The organism is Devosia sp. (assembly GCF_041917035.1).
GTDB lineage: Bacteria > Pseudomonadota > Alphaproteobacteria > Rhizobiales > Devosiaceae > Devosia_A.
The window spans coordinates 1-3134 of record NZ_JAYRYM010000343.1 but is presented as its reverse complement, the minus strand read 5'-3'; the positions used below and the strand labels follow the sequence as shown (position 1 = coordinate 3134).

Here is a 3134-nt window from a genome sequence, read left to right as displayed (position 1 = left end):
TCACCATCATCTGCTTGATCTCGGCGATCGCCTTGGCCGGGTTCAGCCCCTTGGGGCAGACCTTGGCGCAGTTCATGATGGTATGGCAGCGATACAGCTTGAACGGGTCCTCGAGATTGTCGAGCCGCTCCGTCGTCGCCTCGTCGCGGCTGTCGATCAGCCAGCGATAGGCCTGCAGCAGCACGGCGGGCCCGAGGTACTTCTCGCCGTTCCACCAGTAGGACGGGCACGAGGTCGAGCAGCACGCGCACAGGATGCACTCGTAGAGCCCGTCGAGCCTGGCCCGGTCGTCCTTGGACTGCAGCCACTCCTTGTCCGGGGTGGGCGAGGTGGTCTTCAGCCAGGGCTGGATCGAGCGGTGCTGGTCGTAGAAGGTGGTGAGGTCGGGGACGAGGTCCTTGATCACCGGCATGTGCGGCAGCGGGTACACCGAGACGGGGCCGTCAATCTCGTCCATGCCCTTGGTGCAGGCGAGCGTGTTGGCGCCCGCGATGTTCATCGAGCACGATCCGCAGATGCCCTCGCGGCAGGAGCGGCGCAGCGTCAGGGTGGGATCGACCTTGTTCTTTATCCACAGGAGCGCGTCGAGCACCATCGGCCCGCAATCGTCGAGATCGACGAAATAGGTATCGAGCCGCGGGTTCTCGCCGGAATCCGGGTCGTAGCGGTAGACGCGGTATTCCTTGAGCCGTGTCGCGCCGGCCGGCTTCGGCCAGGTCCTGCCCGCCATGATCCGCGAATTCTTGGGAAGCGTCAGCTCGGCCATCTTGGTCTCCGGTCGTCCGTGGGGCTCAGCGGGCGCGCGCCTGGCGCTGCTCGAGCCCATAGATCCTGTCGTTGATATCATCCAGTGACTTGGCGAACACCGCCTGCGCGTCCGCCAGTCCCTGATTGTAGTAGAAGGGCCCGATCTCTTCGGTGAAGAAGGCCAGCAGCGCCTCGGCCGGCATCGCGCCGATCGGCCCGTCGAGCTCGGCCTCGAAATAGCGCTGGATGCGGGCGACGATCGCCTGGCGCTCATCCTTTTCGAAACGGATCGGCCTCATCTCGGCCTCAGTAGTTCGGCTTGCAGATCTGGTTCGATTTGGCGACGTAGGTGTTGTACGCCGCGTACTGGTCGGAAGGTGGCGACTTGCCCTTCATCGACGAGATGACGATCGCCATGAACTCGCCGTCGATCAGGTCCATTGCCGCATCGGCCTTGCAGCCGCACAGCGTCGCGTCCTGAGCTATTCCCATGCAGGTCTTGTAGAAATCCGCCTTCTGCTCCGCCGATGGCGGCGCCGCGAGGGCCGCTCCGGTGCAGAGCGCCAGCATCGCAAGCGTCAATGCCGTGGTCTTCATTGTCGTTGTCCTCACCTCAGTTCCTTGCGGATCACCAGCTTCAGTCCCGACCAGATGTCGCTGACCGCCGCCACCTTGATATCGACCAGCCCGATCGGCAGCACCACCTCGCGGATCACGTCTTCGGTGATGTCGGTCTGAACCTTCGATGCCTTCTTCGGCCACGAGATCCAGATCGTCCCGTTCCGGTCGATCGCCTGCATCAGGGGTATCGCATTGTCGTCGAGCACCTGCCGCGAGGTGGCAAAGCCGTGAACGAGGTCATAACCCGGATCACCATCCTGCCACGTCTGCCACCCCGCCTGCGCCATCTCCGAGAAGTGACGCGAGGTGCGCAGCGCGTTGAGTTCCGGCGGCAGGGCGATGAACAGCACCCGCTGCCCGTCCTTCAAGCCCAGCTTTTGCGGGAGCGGAGTGCCGGAATAGCCGGGAGCAGCGGTCATCATTGGGTTGCACCCGCAAAGTCGAACAGCTGGTCGCCGCGACCGGATCGGACCACGCGCCGACGCAGTTCCAGATCGTGGGTGGCGAACTTGGCATCATTCGCCTCGGCAAGCGCCAGATACACACAGTCGTAGACGGGGTGGTTGAGGAGAAGCGCCAGTTCGAAAGCGCGGCCGACGAGTTCCGTCGTCGGCCGGACATCGACCCTCTGCAGGACAAATTCCAGGCCGTCTACCCCCTGCGCGGCGCTGATCAGGCCTCCTGCGAGCTTCTTTCGGAACACGTTGGCGACTTCCACAAGCAACAACTCGGGTGCGACGAGGTCGGGTCGACTTAGCAGCACTTCGGAGAGCTGCGTCGATGCCTCTGGAACAACCCATTGCACAGCAACTGATGCATCAACGACGATCACCTGTCCCGATCTTCTCTGATGAGCGCAACGCTGTCGGTCTGAACCACGCCTTCTGGTGTCATCGCCCGGATCGCTCGAGCACGCCGCACTGCCTCTTCAGCACTCATCGGTGCTCGCACAACTACGCGTTCCGTGACGATCACCCGGGCCTCTTCGTCGATCGACCTGCCATGCGCCTGGGCCAACCTGCTCAGCGCATCCAGCGCGGCCTCGTCCAGTTCGATGGTGATCTTGTCGTCCATGTTCGCCTCCGCGGGGGAGAAAGGACCAATCCTAATACACCCGTGCCTTCGGTGCGATCTTCTTCAAGCTGATGCCGCCCTCGCTCTCGGGCGTCAGCGGGTCGACATGCACCGGGCGGTAGCTGAGGCTCACCTTCCCGGTCGCCGGGTCGATCCGGCTCAGCGTGTGCTTGCGCCATTCGATGTCGTCGCGATTGGGGAAGTCCTCGCGGGCGTGGGCGCCGCGGCTTTCGTGGCGGGCTTCGGCTGAGACCACGGTGGTCGCGGCGCAGGCCATCAGGTTCTCGAGTTCCAGCGTCTCGACGAGGTCGGAGTTCCAGATCATCGAGCGATCGGCGACGCTGAGGTCGTCGAGCGCCCCCCAGAGCTCGCCGATCCGGCGCACCCCCGACTGCAGAGTCTCGGCGGTGCGGAACACGGCGGCATCCTCCTGCATGATGCGCTGCATCTTCTCGCGCACCACCGCGGTCGGCGAGCCGCCGCCGGCGTGGCGCAGGCGATCGAAGCGGGAGAGGATGCGGTCGTCCTCGGCGGCGACGATGCCCGGCACCTTCGTCCCCCTGTCCACCACCTTGGCGGCGCGCAGGGCCGCCGCCCGGCCGAACACCACGAGGTCGGTCAGCGAATTGGAGCCCAGCCGGTTGGCGCCGTGCACCGAGGCACAGGCGGCCTCGCCTGCTGCCATCAGGCCG

Annotated in this window: 7 protein-coding genes; all 7 read right to left on the bottom strand. The window is 64.8% G+C overall.

Annotated elements, in window-relative coordinates; genetic code table 11:
• A partial coding sequence (locus tag ACE3TU_RS20710; protein ID WP_374627697.1) for a succinate dehydrogenase iron-sulfur subunit occupies positions 1-766 on the bottom strand: 766 nt, incomplete at its 3' end.
• A gap of 25 nt (positions 767-791) precedes the next feature.
• Positions 792-1046, bottom strand: a complete 255-nt coding sequence (locus ACE3TU_RS20705) for a DUF2164 domain-containing protein (RefSeq protein WP_374627695.1) — start codon at positions 1044-1046, stop codon at positions 792-794.
• 7 nt (positions 1047-1053) lie between these two features.
• Positions 1054-1344 (bottom strand): hypothetical protein, encoded by a 291-nt coding sequence (locus ACE3TU_RS20700; protein WP_374627693.1) that lies wholly within the window; start codon positions 1342-1344, stop codon positions 1054-1056.
• 11 nt (positions 1345-1355) lie between these two features.
• On the bottom strand, positions 1356-1790 hold the full coding sequence (locus ACE3TU_RS20695) for a DUF3052 domain-containing protein (protein ID WP_374627691.1): 435 nt from the start codon (positions 1788-1790) through the stop codon (positions 1356-1358).
• Positions 1787-2200, bottom strand: coding sequence for a type II toxin-antitoxin system VapC family toxin (locus ACE3TU_RS20690; protein ID WP_374627689.1), 414 nt, complete (start codon positions 2198-2200; stop codon positions 1787-1789). The genes ACE3TU_RS20695 and ACE3TU_RS20690 overlap by 4 nt, the downstream gene beginning before the upstream one ends.
• Complete coding sequence (locus ACE3TU_RS20685) at positions 2197-2442, bottom strand: hypothetical protein (protein WP_374627686.1); 246 nt, start codon at positions 2440-2442, stop codon at positions 2197-2199. The genes ACE3TU_RS20690 and ACE3TU_RS20685 overlap by 4 nt, the downstream gene beginning before the upstream one ends.
• A 31-nt stretch (positions 2443-2473) precedes the next feature.
• On the bottom strand, positions 2474-3134 hold a 661-nt coding region (locus tag ACE3TU_RS20680), incomplete at its 5' end, for an FAD-binding protein (RefSeq protein WP_374627684.1).